The organism is Oenococcus sp., assembly GCF_047725585.1.
GTDB classification, from domain to species: Bacteria; Bacillota; Bacilli; order Lactobacillales; family Lactobacillaceae; genus Oenococcus; species Oenococcus kitaharae_A.
The window spans coordinates 221286-244131 of record NZ_JBDNNF010000002.1 but is presented as its reverse complement, the minus strand read 5'-3'; the positions used below and the strand labels follow the sequence as shown (position 1 = coordinate 244131).

General features: G+C 43.4%; 16 protein-coding genes. 7 read left to right on the top strand and 9 right to left on the bottom strand.

The window, feature by feature from the left end; all coding sequences use genetic code 11:
* The first annotated feature begins 176 nt into the window (after nucleotides 1–176).
* The 5 genes from ABF487_RS03640 (at nucleotide 177) to ABF487_RS03620 (ending at nucleotide 9053) form a co-directional block, all read left to right on the top strand.
* Nucleotides 177–4700, top strand: a complete 4524-nt coding sequence (locus ABF487_RS03640; RefSeq protein WP_415634509.1) for a glycoside hydrolase family 70 protein — start codon at nucleotides 177–179, stop codon at nucleotides 4698–4700.
* A gap of 212 nt (nucleotides 4701–4912) precedes the next feature.
* Complete coding sequence (gene argH / locus ABF487_RS03635; RefSeq protein ID WP_415634508.1) at nucleotides 4913–6232, top strand: argininosuccinate lyase; 1320 nt, start codon at nucleotides 4913–4915, stop codon at nucleotides 6230–6232.
* Between the two features lie 125 nt (nucleotides 6233–6357).
* Nucleotides 6358–7578, top strand: a complete 1221-nt coding sequence (locus tag ABF487_RS03630; protein WP_415634507.1) for an argininosuccinate synthase — start codon at nucleotides 6358–6360, stop codon at nucleotides 7576–7578.
* Complete coding sequence (locus ABF487_RS03625; protein WP_415634506.1) at nucleotides 7579–8256, top strand: amino acid ABC transporter permease; 678 nt, start codon at nucleotides 7579–7581, stop codon at nucleotides 8254–8256.
* Nucleotides 8253–9053, top strand: a complete 801-nt coding sequence (locus tag ABF487_RS03620; protein WP_263778796.1) for a substrate-binding periplasmic protein — start codon at nucleotides 8253–8255, stop codon at nucleotides 9051–9053. Before ABF487_RS03625 ends, ABF487_RS03620 begins: the two co-directional genes overlap by 4 nt.
* Nucleotides 9054–9083: 30 nt before the next feature.
* Here the strand turns inward: ABF487_RS03620 and ABF487_RS03615 are convergent, their stop codons facing one another.
* The 7 genes from ABF487_RS03615 to ABF487_RS03585 are packed head-to-tail and all read right to left on the bottom strand — an operon-like array spanning nucleotide 9084 to nucleotide 15184.
* Nucleotides 9084–10391, bottom strand: coding sequence for an FAD-binding oxidoreductase (locus tag ABF487_RS03615; RefSeq protein WP_415634505.1), 1308 nt, complete (start codon nucleotides 10389–10391; stop codon nucleotides 9084–9086).
* Nucleotides 10384–11229: an FAD:protein FMN transferase gene (locus ABF487_RS03610; protein WP_415634504.1), complete on the bottom strand. Its 846-nt coding sequence runs from the start codon at nucleotides 11227–11229 to the stop codon at nucleotides 10384–10386. The genes ABF487_RS03615 and ABF487_RS03610 overlap by 8 nt, the downstream gene beginning before the upstream one ends.
* Nucleotides 11230–11234: 5 nt before the next feature.
* Nucleotides 11235–11720 (bottom strand): FMN-binding protein, encoded by a 486-nt coding sequence (locus tag ABF487_RS03605; protein ID WP_415634503.1) that lies wholly within the window; start codon nucleotides 11718–11720, stop codon nucleotides 11235–11237.
* 28 nt (nucleotides 11721–11748) lie between these two features.
* Nucleotides 11749–13161, bottom strand: coding sequence for a sensor histidine kinase (locus ABF487_RS03600; RefSeq protein ID WP_263778792.1), 1413 nt, complete (start codon nucleotides 13159–13161; stop codon nucleotides 11749–11751).
* Between the two features lies 1 nt (nucleotide 13162).
* Nucleotides 13163–13849, bottom strand: a complete 687-nt coding sequence (locus tag ABF487_RS03595; RefSeq protein ID WP_263778791.1) for a response regulator transcription factor — start codon at nucleotides 13847–13849, stop codon at nucleotides 13163–13165.
* A 32-nt stretch (nucleotides 13850–13881) separates the two neighbouring features.
* Nucleotides 13882–14529, bottom strand: a complete 648-nt coding sequence (locus ABF487_RS03590; protein ID WP_415634502.1) for a phosphatase PAP2 family protein — start codon at nucleotides 14527–14529, stop codon at nucleotides 13882–13884.
* Complete coding sequence (locus ABF487_RS03585; protein WP_415634501.1) at nucleotides 14522–15184, bottom strand: VTT domain-containing protein; 663 nt, start codon at nucleotides 15182–15184, stop codon at nucleotides 14522–14524. Before ABF487_RS03585 ends, ABF487_RS03590 begins: the two co-directional genes overlap by 8 nt.
* A 209-nt stretch (nucleotides 15185–15393) precedes the next feature.
* Here ABF487_RS03585 and ABF487_RS03580 point away from each other — a divergent pair, with 209 nt between their 5' ends.
* Nucleotides 15394–17391, top strand: a complete 1998-nt coding sequence (locus ABF487_RS03580; RefSeq protein WP_415634500.1) for an ArnT family glycosyltransferase — start codon at nucleotides 15394–15396, stop codon at nucleotides 17389–17391.
* Nucleotides 17392–17417: 26 nt separating this feature from the next.
* On the opposite strand, the gene ABF487_RS03575 is transcribed toward ABF487_RS03580, so the two are convergent.
* Nucleotides 17418–18392, bottom strand: coding sequence for an alpha/beta hydrolase (locus ABF487_RS03575; protein ID WP_415634499.1), 975 nt, complete (start codon nucleotides 18390–18392; stop codon nucleotides 17418–17420).
* A gap of 231 nt (nucleotides 18393–18623) precedes the next feature.
* Between ABF487_RS03575 and ABF487_RS03570 the strand changes: the two genes are divergently transcribed.
* The gene (locus ABF487_RS03570) at nucleotides 18624–19601 is read left to right on the top strand and encodes a glycosyltransferase family 2 protein (RefSeq protein WP_415634498.1); all 978 of its coding nucleotides are present in this window, start codon (nucleotides 18624–18626) and stop codon (nucleotides 19599–19601) included.
* Between the two features lie 171 nt (nucleotides 19602–19772).
* Here ABF487_RS03570 and ABF487_RS03565 read toward each other — a convergent pair whose 3' ends face one another.
* Entirely contained in the window at nucleotides 19773–22844 is a 3072-nt protein-coding gene (locus tag ABF487_RS03565; RefSeq protein ID WP_415634497.1) for an MMPL family transporter, read from the bottom strand.
* Nucleotides 22845–22846 lie beyond the last annotated feature (2 nt).

The following is a 22846-nucleotide window of genomic DNA, read 5'->3' as shown; positions in this document are numbered from 1 at the left end:
TTTTTTAACAAAAAATTAAGACTGTCTTTACTTTTCATTAAAGCTGTCCAATACTTTGACCTTTAAGTTTTGCATCTCTTTGTGGTTCAAAAAATGGGAACCTGCTGGTTCAAGCCCAGATGAAGGGACTCGGCTGAAGCTGATTCGGCCCATAAATGGAAAAGAGGAATTTTATAGTGGAAAGAAAGGCAAGAATAGATCGAAAAAAGCTCTATAAATCAGGAAAAAATTGGATTGTAGCCAGCACGACCGTTTTTATGATGGCTGCTGGCTCAAATCTTATCACGGTTCAGGCAGACGACTTGAATCAGGAAGACACAACTGCGCAATCAGTCGCTCCTTTGACAGCGGCCGCTGATCAAAGCGAGCCGACATCGCAAAGCGCAGAACAGCCGGAAACAGACGAGATCTCTCAAACTGTCAGCCCAACTCCAGCAGCAATCGTACCCCACTACGTTCAACAGGCGGGAAACTGGTTTTACATGGGCAGCGACGGCCAATTTGTCAAAGGCCTGCAGACCATTGACGGCAGTTTGCAGTTCTTTGATGAACAAGGCATTCAGATTAAAGGCAGTTTTGAAACAGTGGACGGCTCAAGCTATTATTTCGATAGTCAAAGCGGCAATGCTGTAACAGGCTTTAAAATCATTAATAATGACCTGCATCACTTCGAAGCAGATGGCAAGGAAACAGTCAATAACTATGCTACAGATAAGCAAGGCAACATTTTCTATTTTGATGAAAATGGCCAGATGGCAACCGGTGTTAAAACGATCCAAGGACAAAGCTATTACTTTGATCAGGACGGCTATTTAAGAAAAGGCTATTCCGGCGTGTTTGACAATCAAGTTCTCTACTTTGACAAAACGACCGGTGCATTGACCAACACGAATGTGTCCAGTATTAAAGAAGGACTTACGGCGCAGAATGATGATTTCACAGCTCATAATGCTGTTTACTCGGCCAAAAGCGAAAGTTTTACAAATATTGATGGCTATTTAACCGCTGAGGCCTGGTATCGTCCGGCTGATATTCTTGATGATGGTGTTAACTGGCGCGCCTCGCGTGCTGACGAGTTCCGTCCGATCCTGACAACTTGGTGGCCCGACAAGCAAACTGAGGTTAACTATCTGAATTTCATGAAAACTCAGGGATTCATTACCAATGATCAAGATTTCAAAATCGCTGACGACCAGCTTTTATTGAATCACGCAGCCCAATCTGTACAAGGCGAGATCGAAAAGAAGATTAGTCAGCAAGGATCAACAGACTGGCTAAAAACATTGCTGCAGACTTTTATCAACCAGCAGCCTTCTTGGAATGGCGAGAGCGAAGATCCCGGCAGCGATCATCTGCAAGGCGGCGCCTTGACTTTTGTGAACAGCCCTTTGACACCGGACTCAAATTCCAACTTCCGGCTGTTAAACCGAACACCTACAAACCAAACTGGAACCCCACAATACGATACAGATGCTTCTCTTGGCGGCTTTGAATTATTATTAGCCAACGATGTCGATAACTCCAATCCTGTTGTCCAGGCCGAACAGCTCAATTGGCTTTATTATCTCTTGAATTTTGGATCAATCACCGCTGATGATCCTGATGCTAACTTTGACGGCATCCGTATTGACGCTGTTGATAATGTCGATGCTGACTTATTGCAAATTGCAGCCGCTTATTTCAAAGATGCTTTTAAGAGCGGTTCAAACGACTTAACGACCAATCAGCATCTATCTATTTTGGAAGACTGGAGTCACAACGACCCCGAATATATGAAAGCCCAAGGCTATCCGCAGCTGACCATGGACGATTATATGCACACGCAGCTGATCTGGTCTTTGACCAAACCGGACAATATCCGCGGCACGATGCAGCGTTTTATGGATTACTACTTAGTCAACCGCGCCAACGACTCGACGGATAACGAGGCTGTTGCCAACTATTCTTTTGTTCGCGCACATGATTCGGAAGTCCAAACCGTGATTGCGCAAATCATTTCAGATCTGTATCCCAATTCCGGCAGCGGCTTGATTCCAACGACCGATCAGCTTAATGCAGCTTTTGAAGTCTATAACGCCGACATGAAGTCAGATGTTAAAAAATACACACAATATAACATCCCCAGCGCATATGCAATGCTTTTAACCAACAAAGATACCGTTCCGCGTGTCTATTACGGTGATATGTACACAGACGATGGCGATTACATGGCAAACAAGTCGCCTTACTTTGATGCTATTAGTACCCTTTTAAAGGCCAGAGTCAAATATGCCGCCGGTGGACAAAGCATGGCCGTTGATCAAAACGACATTCTGACCAGTGTTCGTTTTGGCCAAAATGCTATGTTAGCCAGTGATTCAGGAGATAATCAAACGCGTCAAGAAGGTATTGGCGTGATCGTCAGCAATAATTCTCATTTGAAACTAGCTGAAAATGATCAGGTTGTCCTGCACATGGGTGCCGCCCACAAAAATCAGGCTTTCCGCGCCCTACTATTGACTACTGAGTCTGGATTAGAGAACTTTGATACAGATCTTCAAGCACCGGTGAAATATACAGACGCAAATGGTGATTTGATCTTTACTGCAGCAGAACTGGCCGGCTATTTGAATCCAGAAGTTTCTGGTTACCTATCTGCTTGGGTGCCTGTCGGTGCTGCTGACAATCAAGATGCCAGAACAACAGCTGATTCGGCCGCTAGTGTTGATGGCAGTGTGTATCATTCAAACGCTGCACTGGACAGCAACGTGATTTTTGAAGGCTTTTCTAATTTCCAGTCGATCCCGACCGCTGAACAGCACGACAATTTTACGAACGTGAAAATCACCGAGAACGCCGGTCTGTTTAAAGATTGGGGAATCACCAGCTTCCAATTGGCACCGCAGTACAGATCCAGCAGCGACAGCAGTTTTCTTGATTCAATCATTCAAAACGGCTATGCCTTTACCGACCGCTATGATGTAGGCTTTGATACGCCGACAAAATACGGCGATGTCGATGACTTAAGAGCGGCTATCAAAGCCCTGCATGCCAACAACATCCAGGTCATGGCCGATTGGGTACCCGACCAAATTTATAATCTGCAAAACCCGGAAATTATTACAGTCAACCGAACTGACTCCTATGGTCAGCTGATCGCTGGATCCGATTTGCAAAACGATCTTTACTTGGCTTATACAAATGGGGGCGGGCAGTATCAAACAAAATTCGGCGGCGCTTTCCTGGAGAAACTTCAGCAGCTTTATCCAGATTTGTTTACGAAAACACAAATTTCAACCGGTCAAACGATTGATCCTAGTCAAAAAATTACTGAATGGTCGGCCAAATACTTCAATGGTTCCAACATCCAGGGGCGCGGTGCTTATTACGTCCTGCGCGATTCAGGCACAGATCAATACTTTAAAGTTGTTTCAAACGATGAAAACGAAGCTTTTCTGCCTAAACAATTGACTAATCAACCTGGTGAAACTGGCTTTACCCAAGATGATCAAGGCATTATCTTTTTCTCGACCAGTGGTTATCAAGCCAAAAATGCTTTTGTCCAAGGCGATGACGGCAACTACTATTATTTTGACAACACTGGCCATATGGTGACCGGGCCTCAAACGATCAATGGCCAACACTATCTTTTCTTCCCTAACGGCGTTGAAGCACAAAATGTTTTTGTCCAAAATGACCGTGGCGAGACCTATTACTACGATCAAAGAGGCCGACAAGTTGCTAATCAGTATGTGACTGATACAAACGGCAATAGTTTCCGTTTTGACGAGAACGGTATCATGCTGGCAAATCAATTGGCTCAAATTGATGGCCATTGGCAATTCTTCAAATCCAGCGGCGTAGAGGCTAAAGATGCCTTTATTCTGGGCAGCGACGGCCGGATGCGTTACTTTGAGAGCGGCAATGGCAATATGGCTGTTAACGAATTCAAAGGCAGCGAAAATGGCCGCTACTATTATTTTGGTGCTGACGGGTTGGCTGTTACCGGTTTGCAAACAATCAATGGTCGTCAGCTTTACTTCGATGATCATGGTCAGCAGATGAAAGACGCCTTTTACACGAACCAATCTGGTCAGCGTTTTTACTTCAATGCCCTCACCGGCGATTTAGTTAAAGGCGATTTCATTTATACGAGTGCCTCCAGCAGTTTCACACCTGACGATAATACGGCCGGCAGTTATCAAGGCGATAGCCATCTTTGGTACTACGCTGATAGCCAAGGGCAGATTGTGACTGGTTTTCAAACGATCAATGGCCATTTGCAGTATTTTGACGATATCAGCGGACAAATGATCACAAATCGTTTCATGCGCCGATCTGATGGTAATTGGATCTATCTGGATGAAAATGGTGAGGCGGTGCGCGGCATGCGGGTTATCAACGGTCTCACTAATTATTTTCGAGATGACTTCACTCAGATCAAAGACGGATTTGCCCAGGATCCTAATAGCGGCGAAAAACACTACTTCAACGGTACGAATGGTGCAATGGTCACAAATGATTACTTCTCCCCAGACAAAATTCATTGGTATTATGCCGATGATAGCGGCCAGCCGGTCACTGGTTTTCAGAATATCAATGGTCAAGTCCAATATTTTGGCCAAGATGGTATCCAACTAAAAGGCGGTTCGCAGACGGATCCTGTTACACAACAGACTTATTATTTTGACGACAAGTTTGGAAACGGTCAAATCATTTAATTTTTCGAGAAAATGAAAAAAGTTTTAAAAAAATATTGTTTTCTTCTGAAAAGCATGTATACTAAAACTCAAGTTACATCATGAAGGCGAAATCATTCACAACTTCATTTATCTCTTCTAAACTTATCCGACGATAAAACAACTTTTCTTGTGCATTTGTTCAGCACGAAATTAGTTGTTTTTTTGTACTCAAAATTTAGGAGAATAGATAAATGAAATTATGGGGTGGACGTTTTGTAAAGTCCGAAGATCCGGACATGACCGCGTTTGATAACTCTTTGCCACAAGGCAAACTGATGTATCAAGAAGATATTTTAGGATCAATTGCACATGCGACGATGCTTGGCAAACAAGCCATTATCAGTCAATCAGATTCCGATGCCATTGTCGCAGGCTTAAAAGAAATTCTCAGTGAAATTAAAGCTGGCAGTTTGAAAATACCTGATACAGGTTTTGAAGATATTCATAGCTTTGTCGAAAGTGTTCTGACAGAAAAAATTGGCGCGGCCGGTAAGAAACTGCATACGGCACGTTCGAGAAATGACCAAGTTGCCGTTGATACAAAAATGTATATCAAAAACCGTCTGCAGGGTGTGATCTCAGAAATTGACCTTTTGATTCAAGCTTTCATTGATAAAGGCAATGCTAATCCGCAAATTATGCCAGGCTACACACATCTGCAAAAAGCGCAGACCGTGACTTTCAAATATTACCTCGGCGCCTATGCACAAATGCTAAAACGGGATAAAAAACGGCTGTTAAACGCCATTGATGTCATGGACGAAAACCCGCTCGGATCTGGTGCAATTGCAGGAACAACGCATGACATTGACCGCCAGCTGACAACCGACCTGCTTGGATTTAAAAAACCCGTTGACAACTTTATTGATGGCGTTTCAGACCGGGATTACATCATCGAGGTTCTAGCTGATTTCTCTATCATGGCCATGCATCTCTCCCGCCTATCCGAAGAATTAATTATCTTCGCCAGTCAGGAATTCAATTATGTGGTCTTTGATGATTCGCTTTCGACCGGCTCTTCGATGATGCCGCAAAAGAAGAACGCTGATTCAGCAGAATTAGTCCGCGGCAGTTCAGCCTTAATCATCGGCCAGCTGAACCAAATGCTGATCCTCATGAAAGGTCTGCCGCTGGCATACAACAAAGATATGCAGCTGGATAAAGATACCTTTTTACCAGCCTTTGATCGGATTGAGCACATGCTGCTGCTGATGAAAAAAATAGTCCTGACGCTGAAACTCAATTCTAATAAATTAACCGCCGCTGTGAAGAATGGTTTTCTCAATGCGACCGATATGGCTGATTACCTCGTGCAAAAAGGCATGCCCTTCAGAGACGCTCATGGCGTCGTGGGACAAGCAGTCCTGATGGCTGAACAGGCTCATAAAAAATTGGAAGATTTGACCCTAAAAGAATTGCAGCAATGCAGCCCGATCATTCAGGACGATATCTATGAATATTTGGATGTCAGTCAGTCGATGACTAAAGGCATCAAAAAGGAGATGTTATGATTTCTCCCCTCTTAGCGGCTTGGATTAGCCGACGACGACGATGCCCAACTGAAAATTCAAGCGAGCCTGATTAAATAGGCGTTGTCAAAAAAATACTAAAAATGCTTCATTATAAGGAGACTATTATGTCAAAGAAAATTGTTTTAGCTTATTCCGGCGGATTGGATACCTCAGTGGCTATCCCTTGGCTCGGAGATAAAGGATATGACGTCATCGCCGTTTCACTGGATGTTGGCCAGCACGGAAAACAGATGGATGCCATTCAGGAAAAAGCTCTGAAAATCGGCGCCGTTCAATCAATCGTGATTGATGCTAAAGATGAATTCGCCGATGATTTTGTCAGCAAGGTTATCAAATCAAACGCGCTTTATGAAGGCGAATACCCATTGCTCTCTGCCCTTTCCCGGCCTTTAATTATCAAAAAACTCGTCGAGATTGCTCATGAAAATAATGCCGTAGCGATTGCTCATGGATCGACAGGAAAAGGCAATGATCAGGTGCGGTTTGAAGCTGCGATCCATGCTCTTGATCCGGAAATGCATATCGAGGCACCGATTCGTGATTTCCAGTGGTCCAGAGAAGAAGAAATCCAGTACGCCCATACGCATGATGTGCCCGTGCCAATCAATTTTGACTCCCCTTACTCGATTGATGAAAACCTTTGGGGCCGTTCCAACGAGGCCGGCATTTTGGAAAACCCTTGGAATCAAGCCCCAGCTGATGCTTATGCTTTGACTGTTGCCGTCGAGGATGCGCCAGATAAAGCCGATTTTGTCGATATTGAATTCAAGAATGGCCTGCCTGTCGCCTTGAATGGACAGCAGATGAAACTATCTGATTTGATCAGCAAATTGTCTGTTTTAGCTGGATCACACGGTATCGGCCGGATTGACCATGTCGAAAACCGACTAGTCGGCATCAAATCTCGTGAAATTTATGAAGCACCTGCAGCGGCTGTCATCATGACAGCTCATAAGGACTTGGAAGATATCACCTTGGAACACGATGTTGCCCACTTCAAGCCAATCATCGAACAAAAGATTGCCAACTTGATTTATAACGCCATGTGGGTCTCACCGTTATTCGATGCACTGAATACTTTCATTGATGAAACACAAAAAGTTGTCAATGGCGTTGTCAAGATGAAGCTGTTTAAAGGTTCTGCCACCGCTGTTGCCAGAAAGTCGGAAGACAATTCTCTTTACTCTGAGAAACTGGCCACTTATACATCGGCCAACTCCTTTGACGAACAGGCTGCAGTCGGCTTTATGAAACTGTACACGCTGCCAGCGACTGTTTACGAGCAAGTGAACCACGTTCATTCAAAAGAAAAAGAAGAAATTTAAATGATACCGGTTAGTCTGGCGGCTTTAGATTTCGCAAAAATGTGGCCATATCGCAAGATTTTTATCAATGGGTTGTTCAATACTTTGCAATTAACAATTTTAGCCTTATTGATCGGATTAGCACTAGGCTTGCTTTTGGCCCTAGTTAAAGTAATTAAAGTTCCTTGGCTGAGCTTGTTTGCACGCTTCTATACATCTGTTTTTCGCGGAACCCCGCTTTTAGTGCAAATATTTCTCATCTACTTTGGTGCTAAACAAATTGTCGGATTTAACGTCAATGCTTTTTCCTCAGCTTTGGTCGCCTTGTCTTTGAATTCAGCTGCTTATATCTCAGAAATTCTGCGTGGCGGCATCCAAGCTGTGAGCATCGGTCAGACAGAAGCGGCACGCTCACTAGGTTTTAATTATAGACAATCTTTCTTCTATGTTGTTCTCCCGCAAGGATTAAAATCTGTCCTGCCGGCCATGGTCAACGAGGCAATCAGTCTCTTAAAAGATACTTCTTTAGTCTCAACAGTCGGTATGATGGACCTCATGCGTGCTGGCATGACAGCTCAAGGAGGTACTTACTTAGCCTTTGAACCCTTCATCATCGTTGCAATTATCTACTACATTCTCGTCATGATTTTGACTAACTTTTCTAACAAACTCGAAAGGAATTTAAATAAATCAAAATGATTAAACGTTTTTCTCTCTTAATTTTTACGGCCCTGTTGGCCTTCACCACCCTATTCACACTTTCGAGCCAAGCCAAGAAACCTTTCAGCGGACAAACGATCAAAGTTGCGACAAGTCCAAATTTCCCACCCTTTGAAAATAAAGTCGTCGATTCGGCAGGTAATTCGAAAATCGTCGGTTTTGATATCGATCTGTTGAAAAAACTGTCAAAAGATTTGGGATTTAAATTCAGCTTACAAGAAACTGACTTCAGCGGTTTGATCGGCTATCTGCAGTCCAACCGTGCTGGCATGGTTATTTCCGGCATGACAGCAACGCCTGAGCGGGCAAAGAATGTCAATTTCTCAACACATTATTTCAACGCCAAAACTGCTATTCTTCATCCAAAAAATATCAAAATAAAATCCGCTAAAGATTTAAAAAATATGAAAGTAGCAGCCGTCTTTAACACACAGTATGTCGATCAGGTCAAAAAAATGGGTGCAAAAGTCACAGCACTAGACACAGGTACGCTTGTTGCACAAGATTTATGGAATGGCAGCGTTCAAGGTGCTATCATGGATCAAACTAAAGCACAAGATTTGATCAAAAGCCACAAAGGCTATAGCTACTACGTATTTACAAATAAAGAATTAAAACTGAGTCAGCCAAACACGTTCTCAATTGCATTTCCAAAGAACAAGGAGCCAAAACTTCAAAAAGCAATCAACAAGAAAATAAAATTATATAAAAAGAATGGGACGCTTAAAAAACTCGCCACAAAATGGATGGGCAAAAAAGTCGCCGCATATCAATGACAAACAAAAACCAAGCATATGCTTGGTTTTTTAAAAGTTGAATTTTTCATAATAAATACGTCGGGCACGAATACCGTATTGGCGAAGTAGACCGCGATAACCAATCATCATCCGATTGGAGCCTGACATGAGAAAAGTCGCTTGATCACGAACGCTGTTTGGCACAATCTGAGATAGTTTGTCCAAATTCAAGCGATGTATGGATTCAAAGTAGTGGAAACGCGGATTATCTGCAGCTATCTTTTGCAACAGCTGCCGATAAACTAATTCTTTTTCATCTGAGACAGTCCAAATAAAATAAATTTCCTTGCTGCTCGCATATTGCATGGCCAGGTTAATCAAAGGAAAGGCACCCGTACCACCGGCCAGCATAACCACCGATTGGCCGTCAGCTGTTAATTCTCGCATGCGATCATCCAAAGTGCCGTATGGACCATCAATTCTGGCAGTCTCGCCAACTCGCAACTGGGCAATTCGGCTGGAAAAATCGCCATCCGCACGAATTGCTAATGTTACCTCACGAGCAGCTGCATCAAAATTAACAAAAGAAAATGGATGCAGTTCCTTCATGTCGGCTATTTCTGGAAAAGCAATGAAGAGATAATCCCCTGGGCGGTAGTTGTTTAAAATTCGTTGATGGCCTGAGTTGAATTTAAGTGTGATTTGTGTGATGCGCGATGCCAAGTGCTTAACTTGAGCCACGTTTGCCCGGCTATAGCCACGGAATTTGCGAATAAAGAAGATCGTATAGGCTGAAAAAACAAAGAGCGAGTACAAGATAAAAAGCCAGGCAAAAGATTGGATCTGCATGATATAGCCAATCAGCAGAACATGAATAAAGACAAAGAATGTTGCGACAATATTTAGACGGTGAAGCCAGATCGTGACCTCATGATGAAATAGATTCTTTTCAAAGAAACGCACAATCGTCCGTAAAAACTGGACACGTGCCGTTAGCCAATCACTCAAAAACAACAATGAATAGGCAGCCACGGCAAGCATGATCCAGAGGCCTAAGTCTCCGGTTAACTTGATTAAACCATCAGATGGCGACATTTTGGTATGCAAATAAGCTAAAACGATTAAACTCAAGCCAAGAAAAGCATGGACAAAATACATGGATGGCAATCCGATTAAACGATCCAGCCATTTGGGTTTAGTGCTGACAAAAATAACAAACAGCATCCAGATATAGGCAATTGTGCCCAACTGAATACCGAGGATTGCTGAAGAGGAGCTTGGCAAGCCTAAAGCCAATGCCTGTAACAACGGCAGAGGCAATAGGAAGATAGCTGCTGACCAGAACAACCCTAATAAATAGCGATGACTTTTAAGCATAAATTAACTCCTTTTGATCGACAATCCGATTATTCTGCCAACGCTCAGCGGATTTGCCATAGCTGATTCTCATACCAGAGCCATCAAGTTCTTTCAGCCAACTATGATCCGAAATACTAGTGGTCGCGATTGCGGTTGCCCAGATATCAGCCTCTGTTAAAGAATGACTAATCACGCTGCTACTGATAATATCGCTCGCTTGCGTGCCAATCGCGCGGTGTTGAGCAACATTAATCAGATGCTGACCACGCTCAACCGTCCCTGAACTGGCAATGGCACCAGATGTCATGGCCAGCTTGGCCATGATTTTTTTGGTATCGAAGGGATCGGCAATTGCCAGCTGCCAGACCCAATCACTACCGGGACGAGTGGCAAACTGCATATCGCCGCCGCCAATTAAGTTTGCAGCAATAAAATCGTCTTCGGCCAGCAGTGTAAATAAAAAGTGTTTAGCAGCCTGTTCGATCGCCCAGCCTTTGACGAGACCAGTCGGATCATATTGCTGTCTGCCTGCATAATCGGCTGAAAATAAATGATTTGTTTTTTCCTCGGCCCAGCTGCTGATGGCATAAACGGTTTGAAAGTCCTGACTAGTGTTCTCAAACATCAAACTTCCCTGATTAAAAGCTGTCAGCTCAGAATCCTCGCGAAATGGTGAAAACACCCGATCAATATGTTTCATATAATCGTGGATGGCTGACGACTGCTTTAGCACAAGTCTATTCGCCCTGGTTGATGGTTGTGCGACGATAACCTGAACCGTAAAAGGAATCGTCATTTCATGGAACACAACAGTCAGCATGGTCCGATTTTGAATTTGTTTTGAGTATAGCGGCATGAGTATCATCCTTTAGACTGGTTTAAAGCGTTCTGCAAAGACTTCGTAAATCCCTGCCAAGTCTCAGTTGCACCACTGACGGCCTGAATTTTAGACGAATTAGCCTGAACCGATTCACTCTCATAAGTTGGCAAAGCAATTTGGCTGACTCTTTGGTCGTGTGGATTGGTATTTGGATATTCGAGCGTACTGACACTGGCAATTTTGCCGTTTTTAATTAAAACGCGTACCCGAACTCTTCCCCAGCGAATACGAACCGCACTGCCTGTATAGCTCCCATCTCGGTATGCACCTGAAGATGACGGCACTGCCGAACCGCTGCTGCTACTGCTGACAGATGATGATGAAGCTGGAACCGCCTGGCTATTTGTGTTTGCCTGTGTTGTCACCGTGCGGGGATCAGCTTTTTTAAAGAAGAGCAGATAGCCATCAATGGCAATGGCCACTGCCAAAATAATACTGATAATAAATGCAGTTAGTTTTTTTAACATGTTTAATTTCCTTCACTACTTTTTTAAACTATCCCTGCAAAATCAGTTCAAAAATTGTTCCATGCGGGTGATTATCTGAAATACGAATCTGAATGTTTTGTCGATCGGCCAGTTTTTTGACAATGGCTAATCCCAGTCCGGAACCAGGTACCTGATTGCTGTGCGAGGTATCGACCCGATAGAAGCGCTCAAATATTTTCTCTCGTTCCTGAGGCGAAATCCCCTGCCCCTGGTCAGCAACAGAAATATGTGTCTGGCCCTCTTTCTGCCAGGCAGAAATGGTGATCGTAGATTTCTTCGGACTATATTTGCTGGCATTTTCCAGTAAAGCTAGCAGGATTTCCCGCAATTGTTCCAAATCAGCCTTAACATAAATGTCTGTTGGAAAATCAGTCTTGATTGTTTGTCCAAATGCAGCATTATCGCTAATATCAGCCAGCAATGCGCCAATATCAACGAGTGTGATCTCCAATGGATTTCCTTGTGCATGCGATAAATTCAATAAATTTTCGACCAAATGCTGCATCCGCTGCGTTTCTGATGAAATATATTTCAGAGAATCAGCAATAATTTCCGGGTGTTGTTTCCCACGACGTGCAATCAATTTCAAGTGCCCATTAATAGCGGCAATCGGCGTTTTCAATTCATGAGAAGCATCGGAGACAAATTGCTTCTCCAACTTTTCCTTTTCTGATAAAGCGTCTAGCAATTGATTAAAGGAGCTTGCCAATTCATGAACTTCAATCGGCGTGGCTGGCTCTGGCAAACGGTAATCAGGTTCCTTGCCGTCCCCTGTCAGATCCTGGCTGTTGTGCTTGATAGCTGTGCTGACTTCACTCAACGAGCGCGTTAAAGACTGAGACAGCTGCCAAACACGCCAAATACCAAATATCAGCAATAAGGCAATCACGATCAGAACCGTACTCAAAGTAATCTTGATAATATCTACGACTTTATATAAATTAATCCAGACCGTGAAATGGTTGCCGTATTGAGTTGCACTTTGCGTGAAGTAGAAATGATATGAGTCAAAATCGTACCAAGTTCTCATATCCAGCAGATAGTGTTTTGAAAAAAACAAGGCGTGATGCTTTTTGTTAGCAACTCGGGCAGCATGCTCGGAATAAAAAACTTTGTTTGTGTGTGATTGGGCTTTGATAAAAATGGTTTCATTATCAAAAACGTTGTTTCGCATCCAAATCCGCCAGTCGTGAGCCGAATCAATATTTGTCTTTTGTAAACTTTGCAAATATTGACTAGCCTCTTGAGACTGATTCTGTACCAACTGATAACCCAGCACAGCTGGCAACGAAACACCCATCCCCAGCGTAATCATGACCAGCAAAAACATATAAGAAGAGGTCATAATGGCCGCGCTGCTGTTCTTTAACGGCCTGATTTTTTCAAGAAAGTTCTTAAAAGATTGTCTGATTTTCGTCACTTTAATCTGCTCTCAACACATAACCAACACCGCGTACGGTTTGGATTAATTTAGGTTGAAAATTTTTGTCGATTTTTTGACGCAAATATCTGATATAAACATCTGCTGTATTGTATTGGCCGCCGAAATCTTCACCCCAAACATTGTCCAGCAGATTGTCCCGGCTAACCGCCTTGCCCACATTTTCAATCAGATAAGTCAGTAGCTGAAATTCTCTTTGTGTCAGATTGATTGGCAATCCTGCACGAAATACACGATGCGCGTCTAGATCCAAAATTAGATCCGCCACCTGAAAACGCCGCTTAGCCGGCTGCTGCTCGCGTCTGAGCACCACTCGCAATCTTGCCAGCAATTCTTCAATTTCAAAGGGCTTGGTAATATAATCATCAGCACCTGAATCCAGGGCAGCGACTTTATCACCAACATCACTTTTGGCTGTCATCAGAATAATCGGTACTTGGCTTTTTGACTTTCTGATCCGTCGCAGCAATTCCAAGCCATTTCGGCGCGGCAGCATCCAATCCAGCAAAATGACGCTGACACGATCGGCATTCTGCTCAAAAATATCAAAGCCGCTTTCACCATCAGTGGCAGTCAATACATCATAGTCCTCAAACTGTAATTCAGTTTTTAAATAAGCGACAATTGCTTCTTCATCTTCAATGATTAAAATAACAGGTTTTGTCACAATCAACTCCTTTTATGATTTTAAATTATTTATCAAACAGAAATACGTTCTGATCTGCTTAAGGGTTTTAATCCTTGTTTTGTAAAGGCTGCCATGCCCAAAGCAAGCAGCACGCTAGCCAGAACGTCGCTAGGAAAATGAACCTGCAGATATATTCGACTCAAGGCAATAATCAACAGCCAGATAATTAATCCTATCCTAGCCATTTCCCGCATGCGTTGTTTTTTCAAGTTCGCGACCATAAAGTGCCAAACAAGAAAGACAAACAAAGCAGTGCTGAAAACATGGCCAGAAGGAAATGAAAATCCAGTATCTTTGATCAGCATCATCACAGGCCGCGGCCGCCTAACCAGTTCTTTTAATAAGAAACAAACCGCGTTGCCTGATAACAGCAGCATGGTCGCCCACACAGCCTCAATGTATCGCTGCCGGCGCCAAAGTACGAAAACAATAATCAAAAAAGACAAGATAATCGAAACAGGCGGGCTGCCAAAGAAACTAATCGTGTTCACTATCGTAATCAATGATGGATTGTGATTAAAGCTGATCAAGCGTATTCCTTGCAGATCCAGCTGCCTCAAAAGACGGCTCTGAGCCAGCACAGTCAGCATCAAAATCGCAAATCCGCCAAAACCGATTAATAATTGGCTTTTATCAAGCCTTGTTAAACGGTCAATCATGCCGACTGCCACCTCTAGCAGCTGTCAAACGTGCTCTGAGCTGTGCCAGAAAAATCGGCAAGAGAGAAATCACAATGATCGCAATCATCACAAACTGGAAATTATTCTTTACAACGGGGATGTTGCCCCAGAAAAAACCGCTGAGAGTCATGATTAAAATCCATGAAACGGCACCGATAATATTAAATTTAGAAAAACTGCGATACGGCATTCTGCTCATGCCGGCTGTAAAAGGCACAATCGTCCTCACAATCGGAACAAACCTGCCAAGGAAAATAGCTGCCTTGCCATATTTAGCATAAAAACGTTCTGAGGCTTTCAAACTTTTTTCTTTAATAAGCTTTTTTAGTCTTGGTGATTTCGTAATCCGTTGACCAAAATGCCGCCCTAATTCAAAGTTGACAAAATCACCGAGGATAGCCGCAATAATAAAACCACAGATGATCCCTGGCAAATTCAATCCACCATCCAAAGCGGCTAAACTTCCTGATAAAAATAAAATCGAATCGCCCGGTAAAAACGGCACGAAGACGAGACCTGTCTCGACAAAAATAATTAAAAAAAGCAGACTGTAAATTAGTAGACTATATGGCCCCATCAAACCTGGGAGCAGCTTGTTAACATTTAGAAGATTTAAAAAAAGTGCTGTTGCCAATCGCAGTTACCTAACCTTTCGATCAATCAACTGATTGATATCTTCAGTCTAATGGGCCTAACACAGATCTTCAGCCGCTTTTAGCTGAAAGTTTCATGAGATTTTATCAGATTTACAATTTTTGTTGATCCAGCCAAAATCTGATAAATCATCAGCAGATTATAGGTGAAAAACCAGGCAGTAAAAGCTAGAATGTTCGTGAGTCAGAGATGGAACGTGAAAAAATTAAAAAAATCGATTATATTTTACTGATTATTTTATGCCTAGCAGCATTTCTTTATCTCTTTAATTTGAATCGCATTGGCAATGCCAATCCTTTCTATACAGCAGCTGTCGGTTCGATGTCGCGAAATTGGAAAGCCTTTTTCTTCTCTTCCTTTGATCCAACTAATTTTATCAGTGTCGATAAGCCCCCGGTAGCACTTTGGATGATGGTTTTGTCAGCCAAAATTTTTTCTTTATCCGGCTGGTCGACGGCTTTACCAAGTGTTTTATGTAGTCTAGGCAGCATATTTCTATTGTTCAAGATCGTTCAAACAACTTTTGGCAATCGTGCCGGGCATATTGCGGCATTGTTGATGACTTTGACGCCAATTGTGGTGGCCGATGCGCGAAGCAACAACATGGACGCTGTCATGCTTTTCTTCCTGCTGCTGGCAGCACGACTGCTTGAAAAATTTATTTTGCAGCATCATTTTATTAATCTTATAGCCGCATTTGCTTCAGTCGGCCTAGCATTCAACGTCAAAATGCTTGAAGCTTTTATGATCCTGCCGGCAATGCTTTTATACTATTGGCTAGCAACAAACAATCAGCATTTAAAGAAAAAAGTAGTCGAACTATTAGCAGCATTACTGACCTTGTTAACTTTTTCCTTTGCTTATCCGGTCATCGTGGACCATATTCCGCAAAGCCAGCGCCCTTACGTCGGTTCCTCACAGAATGATTCGATGACAAATCTCGTTTTTGGATACAATGGCAGCCAAAGATTATTAGGTCAGACCAGCGGCATTTCAGCCAGCCATAGAGGTATGAAAAACAGTGTTTTTACTGCTAGTAATTATCCAACATCGTTAAAAAAACAGTCGCCATTAAAAGTCTTGCAAAGATTAGGACATCCGGGAAACATTGGTCAACCCGGTCCATTTCGACTATTCGATCTTGCACTGGGAACACAAATCAGCTGGTTTCTGCCTCTAGCTCTTTTCGGCCTGTTAGCTGCAACGATCCAAGGCATTCGTCTATTTAAAGCCAACCAACGCAAGCTGACCCAAAAAGGTGCTCAGACCATCTTCTGGGGCAGTTGGCTAATTTCAATATCGGCTTTTTTCAGTGTGGCCGGATTTTTTCACCCCTACTACACGAATATTCTTGCACCTGCCATTGCGGCCTTAGCGGCAATCCTTTTTATATCAGCTGAAAAGAATCAATTACCTTTCGGAATTGTGAACAAAGCAGCCGCACATATCGCCATGGCAGGTATTTTTCTAGCGACACTACTGCTGCAGAGCTATTTTTCTTGGTACTATGCCCAGTTTTTCGTGGTAATTTTCTTTGTCCTTGCACTCATAGTGAGCTTGTTTTGGATTAAATTTCCTGATAGATATAAAAAAACATTTCAAATTGCCCTGTTTGTAGCCTGCCTAATTCCCGGTTTATGGTCGACAGTGCCCCTGTTTGGCACTTCGGCTTCTTTCCCGGCCGCAAGCCCACAGCTGCTTTTAAAATACCCGGCGGATCGATTAATCAGCACTTACCTGGACCCAAAAAGATATATCGGTATCTCCGCAAGGCGATCGCAAAAAGCCAACGAGGCACGTAAGAATCTACTATCTTTTTTGAAAAGCAGGTATTCAGAAAACAGACAGTCTCGATACTTGTTTGCCACGATTAATGCTCCTACGGCTGCGCCATTCATGATTCAGAGTCATAAAGCAGTCATGGCAATTGGCGGCTATAATGGCACAGATCCAGCCATTTCACTGGATCGATTTAAAAGACTCGTTTTCGAACATAAAATCAAATATTTTTATTTTGGCAGCAGTGGTTTGCGTTCCTTGGATCCAAAGAGTCAAAACGCCAAAATTGCCGATTGGGTTATTGACCGAGGACGAGTCATTAAATCTGTTTCAGACAACCACCGAGATCCGCAGCATAAAAACCAACTATATCAAATCAATCAGACTCGTGACCGGAAAGCACTTTAATCCTGTCAAGCGAGTAAACGACCGGCCTAGTGAACAACTTTTTTCAGAAAATGAATTGCCCGATGCAAGCATCGCTGTCCATTAGCAGTATTTAAATCCAGTTGATATTCATGATTGACTTTGCCATATTGCGATTTTGGAAAAAACAAAGATTCATGATAAATATTTTTCCGTCGCAGAACCTGAATCATTTTTCTAGCATGCGTCTCAAAGGAAGCTGTGTTGCCATCCGTCAAAAAAGTTGCTGGATATTTTTTCGTAACGAAATCAACCGTAGATGCCTGGCGTGCTGCAGCAGATCGCTGCCAATTTTTCTGGCCGATATAGGCCCATCCAATATCATTTACATATTTTCTAAAACTCGCAGGCATGTTTTCAGAAAGGCTCTTCAAATCATAAGGACCGCAAAAGAGCAGTGCCGCTTTGATTGCTGAGGGCTTGATGAGCTGTTTCATATGCATTTGCCGAGCTAATTTAGAATTTGTCTGAATTGCTGCATACTGCGATGCGATTTGTGCACCTGCCGAATCTCCTCCGATAATAATGTTTTTCAAATTGATCACCTGATTGACACCTGTTTGAGATTCCAAAAAACGATAAGCTACATTAGCCTGCCGTAACGGAACAGGGTAATGAAAATCCGGTGCCGTTGAATAATTCAGCGCGACAAAACTATAACCCTGGCTAGCCAAACTCGGTCCCCAATAATCCAGCATGGCCTTATCGCCACCAATAAACCCGCCACCATGGAACCAAATAATTGTTCCTTGGATCGTTTGTTTCTTAGGATAGTAAATGTCCATCTGCAACTTGCCGGTCTTTTTGCCAGTCAAATAGGTAATGTTCTTCAACGAGTTTGTCTTAGCCAATACTGTTTGAAAATCTTTCGGCTGTTTAGGATGTTCTTGAGGAATTGCATTCAATAACATCACAAAAGGCCGTGGGGATAACTGAAAAGCCAGCCAAACACAAGCGGCCAGCAGAACAATAGCTGACAGCAATCACAGAACTATTTTTTTCAACAAGGAATGAGACTTTTTATTTTTTTTGGGCATAGATTTATCGTAGTTCAAGTGCACAAAATTATGATCTCAATGTGAAAAAAACGAAAACACGAATTAAATGAGATTCTATCATAATATTCACAGGTCTTCTCCCCTCTTGTCAAACTATAATCTTCTAATGTAAATGACTCAGCTGAGATGTTAACTGACAAGTCTTTGCAAAAAAATATGACAAAAAACTCTTTAACACAATCCCTACAAAAGCTCATGATTCTCATACCGGCCTATAACGAACAAGAGGTCTTGCCCGAAAGCCTGCCGATCTTACAAAAGATTATCCAGCAGCTGATTGATCGGCGGCTGATTGCCTCGGATTCCGGCTTGATGATTGTCAGCGACGGCTCAACGGATCAGACCTGGTCTTTGATTGAACAAGCACATGAAGCCGATGCCCGAGTGATGGGTGTGAAATTCAGCCGCAACTTCGGCCACCAGAATGCGCTGATCGCAGGTTTGACCGTGATGTCTAAACAGCAGCTGGCTGATTTTGTGATCTCTATTGATGCCGACCTGCAAGACGACCCGCAGGCCATTTTCCAGATGGTCGAACAGTACCAGGCCGGCTCTGAGGTGGTCTTTGGCGTGCGCAACAACCGGGATTCAGACAGCTGGTTTAAACGCGTATCAGCTGAAGCTTTTTACAGCCTATTAGGCAGGCTAGGCGTCCATCTGGTGCCGGAACACGCGGACTTTCGTCTCCTTGGTCCGAAAGCCATCACAGCCTTTCTGCAGTACCAAGAGGAAAACATCTTCATTCGCGGCATCATCCCGCTGTTAGGCTTTAACAGCAGCCGTGTCTACTATGCCAGGCATAAGCGCCTGGCCGGCAAGTCCAAGTACCCGCTGTTTAAGATGCTGAGCTTTGCTTGGGACGGGGTGACCAGTTTTTCCATTGCTCCTTTACGGCTGGTCTTGAGTTTGGGTGTCGGCTTTGCCCTTTTCGGCTTCGTGATGCTGATCTATACCCTGGTGGCCAAACTCAGAGGCGTGACAGCCGCCGGCTGGTCTTCTTTGATGATTTCCATTTGGATCGTCGGCGGCTGCCAGATGATGGCCATCGGCCTGACCGGCGAATACATCGGCAAGATTTTCTCCGAGGTCAAACACCGCCCTCGGTATACGATTGAAAAAAAATTGCTGAAATGATCTCTCTTTAACATAGCTCTGCGATTCAACAGAAATCACGGCGTTGAAATTATTAATCAGATGAAACAATCCCAGCAGGGATGATTAGATCTCAGCGCGAACAAAGATTTTTTCGTATAAAAAATGAGTGGGCATTATCCACTCATTTTTGTCAATAATGAATCATCGCGATTAACGTTCAAATTTTTTCATTGAAGCAAATTTACGTCTCAGCATCCAATCACTGATCGTGATCACAGCCGGAATAAACATCGGAATTGTCACAAAGGCCAGAATCAGCAACCCAGTAATGACAACAATCGGTACCTGAATCAAGGTCAGAATGCCTGACGGAATCATAGCAGCAAAAGTACCACCTAAGATGACGACAGCCGACATAACAACTTTGCCAAGACGGTTTGAAGCAGAAACCAAACGCTCGACCGTACTACCTCTTTCCTCGTTGAAAGCCATCATGACGAAAATGGCATAATCCACACCCAAAGCGATCAGCATGATAAAGCTGAAGAAAGGCACGTTCCAGGACAACATGTTTCTTCCCAAAAGAACCTGGCTAATTTTTTCGCCAATGCCCAATGAAACGAAATAAGTACCCGCTAGAGAAGCAACAATTGTAACGGCATACAGTGTTGAATGCGTAATTAAAATCATAACCAGTGTGATACCGATTAACATGATAATGGCAGTTCGTAGAAAATCAGAAGTCGAAATCTGCTGGAGGTCAAAATTCTGCATACTGGTGCCCGTGATCCCTACTTTTGCGTGGTCTAGTCCAGATTCACTGAGTGAACGAGCCGTTACTTGTTTGATATGATTGGCAACGCCAATGGCCGGATGAGAAAAAGGATTTAATTTCAAGATGACCGTCAACTGTGTGGTCTTGCGATCCGGGCTCATATATTGATCCAAAGAACGCTTAAAGGTCTTTGAATGGAGGACTGAATCCGGCACGTTCAACCAGTCGCTAGAAGAATTACCGACCAGCCCTTTAACATAACTTTGTCCCTGATTTAACCCTTGGCCGACCTGGTTAAGACCATCAGACGCACGGTCCAAACCATTTTTAAGCTCGCGGCTGCGTGATGCCAAACCATCCAAAGCCGTCTTCATCTGCTGCTGGCCGGCTTGAATCTGTGCTAAACCATTTGTTAAATCGTTCGTGCGAGAAGCAATTTCACCTGCGCCACTAGCTCCTTGCTGCATACCTGATGATAATTGGCCAGCCCCGGTGCGCATACGAGCGATGCCGGATTGCATCGCACCAAGGCCATTATCAACACGCGTCAATCCGTTCTTCAAATCATCGATCTGAGAACCCAAGCCACTTAATTGCTGTAATTGATTTGGGAAATCTGCAAATGCCTGATTAATACGCTCTGCTTGGTCCACTGGAAGTTGTCCTGAAAGCACCGCATTCTGAATGATTGGTGTCAAAACTGTTTTCATTGCATTCAGTTGATCAATCTGAGCTTGTACCTGTTCACGCGAAGGAACCTGAGTTTGGTTTAACTGCGCCAAAATCTGATCGACACCGTTTTTCAGCTGATCTGTACTAGCAGATAAAGTAGCTAAAGCATCATTCAATTGATTAGCTCCAGCGGCACCACTGGCCAGGCGGGATTGCAGTGTGTTTAAAGCCGCTTGAAGCTGGTTAGCGCCACTGCTTAATTGGCCTGTACCGTCAATCAGGCGCTGGACACCATTTGTGTTGGTCTGTTGGCGGCCAAGCTGGTCACTAGCATTTTTCAAGCCATTATTAATCGTTGAAACGCCAGTCCCGGCCTGACCAATGCCAGAATTCAAAGTTTTCAGCTGATTATTCACATAGAGCTGATTAATCCGATCGCCTAAAGGCCGTGTCACGCCCATGACCGCACTGACATCTTTGTCATGTTTTAACCTATTTTGCAGCATATCCAAGGCATACAGCTGCTGGTTATTATCCAAACGTTTATCGCCGGAAATAATCAAAGTCATCGGCGATGAAAAACCAGCTGGAAAATGTTTTTGAATCAGATTAATGCCGCGTTTGGATTCATATTGATTAGGAACTTCCCATAAATCGTTAAAGTTCAATCGATTGGAAAACATCATCGCCACAGGTACAGCAATAATAAGAGTGGCCAATGCAGTGATGACACTATGTTTGACAGCTGTCGAAGTCAGCCCCTGCCAGATCTTAGAACCGCCCTCGCCATCAAAATTCTTAGACGGCCAGTATAATCCGTGGCCAAATAAGCTCATTAAAGCCGGTGTCAGCGTAATTAGTACTAGCAAGAGGATCAGAACAGAAATTGCGACAGCACTTGTAGCTTGATAGAGGCTGAATTTTGCCAAAGCCAGTGTCGAAAATCCGATCAAGACAGAGGAACCGGAGAACAGAATCGTTTTACCAGCTGAGAACAGTGTTTTAACTGCGATTTCATTCGTAGTCTTCTCGGGATTTAAGCCCAGTTCTCTTTTAAATCTTGTGTAAAAGAGGATGTTATAGTCAGTTCCAATCCCGAAGAGAACCACCACCATAAAGACTTGTGTGAAGTTTGAAAACGGAAAATTGTAATTCTGTACAAGATTTGTGACCAAAGAAAACGAAGTCAGAAAAGAAATACCAACTGTCAACAGGCTGATCACGGGAATGATTGGCGTTTTGAAAACAAGCACAAGGATGATCAAGATGAAGATGATGGCAATCACTTCTGTTTTTTTAACACCATCCTGCGTGGCTGAAGCAAAGTCATGATTCACAAGGCTGCTGCCGGTCATATTCAAGCGCAAATGGTCGGCCTTGAGCGCTTGCTTAATTGCCGCGCTTCGCTGACTGATTTGGTTTTGATTGGACTTCACTGAAATTTGTACCAGCATCGTGGTCTGATCTTTAGAAGTCAGCTGCTGGCGGACAGATTTGCCATCCAAAAGCGACGTAATAGCTGTGATATGATATTTAGCCCGATTCCGCGACACTTTTGTAACCGAGCTGCGAATCTCAGAAATCTGCCGTTTGGTTAATTTTTTGTTCGCGCCGCTATTATAAACTGCGATGATATCGCTGCTAACAGGTTCTCCTGGATTTAGTTTCTTCTGCAAACGACGGCCTTCAGAAACATTAGCCGATCTCGGTACAGTAATCTGCCCCTTGTTTTGAACCAGCTGAGACACATTTGGTAAAGCAAAAACAGCAACAACTGCCGCCAGAACCCAAAAGATAATAATAAAAATACGTGTTTTCTTTAAAAATCTTTCCATTT